This is a genomic window from Xanthomonas sp. LMG 12461 (genome assembly GCF_009192935.1).
Classification (GTDB): domain Bacteria; phylum Pseudomonadota; class Gammaproteobacteria; order Xanthomonadales; family Xanthomonadaceae; genus Xanthomonas_A; species Xanthomonas_A sontii.
In genome coordinates this window covers 1-716 of sequence record NZ_NQYT01000130.1, presented here as the reverse complement: position 1 = coordinate 716, position 716 = coordinate 1, and the positions used below count along the sequence as shown (strand labels likewise).

The 716-nt window shown below is 73.2% G+C and carries 2 protein-coding genes; both read right to left on the bottom strand.

Annotation, left to right across the window (positions count from 1 at the left end):
* Window positions 1-13: 13 nt before the first annotated feature.
* The gene (locus tag CEK68_RS20870; protein ID WP_152240535.1) at window positions 14-238 is read right to left on the bottom strand and encodes a hypothetical protein; all 225 of its coding nucleotides are present in this window, start codon (window positions 236-238) and stop codon (window positions 14-16) included.
* Window positions 239-397: 159 nt separating this feature from the next.
* Window positions 398-716: hypothetical protein (locus CEK68_RS20865; protein WP_226978008.1), on the bottom strand; the 319-nt coding region annotated here is incomplete at its 5' end.

Genomic DNA, 716 nt, shown 5'->3' with positions numbered 1-716 from the left:
TTCTCGGCGTAGATCACCACCACGTGCTCGTTCTTCTGCCGCAGCTGCCGATCCAGTTCCGTCGGCGCCAGCGCGCGCGCTTGGCGCTCTCGGCGTGGGCCTCGGCGGGGCCGCCGAGCGCCAGGGCGCTGCCGGCCAGCGCCAGGCCGCCGAGCAGGCGCCGGCGTTGCGGGTTTTCGGGGGGGGTGTCGGTGTCGGCGGGCGGGGTGGACGCGGGATCCTGGGGCGGCTTCTTCACGGGGTCATCGGGCGAGGGAAAGGCACCCGCCAGTGTGGGCCGCGTGAATGACAAGTCAAAGCCAGCCTGTCCCAGCGCGGGACCGGCGTTCAGCGGCCGTATCGCAGGCCGCGCTCCCGTGACGCTGGATGACGCTGCGCCAGTCGGTGCCCGAGGCCGTCAGCGGCGCACCCGCGCGCGGCCGAATACCTCCTCGCACAGCACCACATAGTCGCCCGAGCCGTCGCGCGCGGCCGCGCCGCTGGCGATGGCGGTGCTCAGCGCCGCGCCGAGTCGCGCCTCGCCCAGGCGCGCGGCCAGTTCCGTCAACTGGGCCTGGAACCGGTGCTGCATGTCGGCGATCTGCTGGGCATCGTGTCCGAGCCAGGCATAGCCCTTGTCGTTGTACGCGGCGGCACAGTGCAAGGTCTCGGCCAGATCGCGTTGCAGGTCCTGCAGATCGGTGGGCATCGTCGCGTGCGGGGCGGGGCGGGGCGGG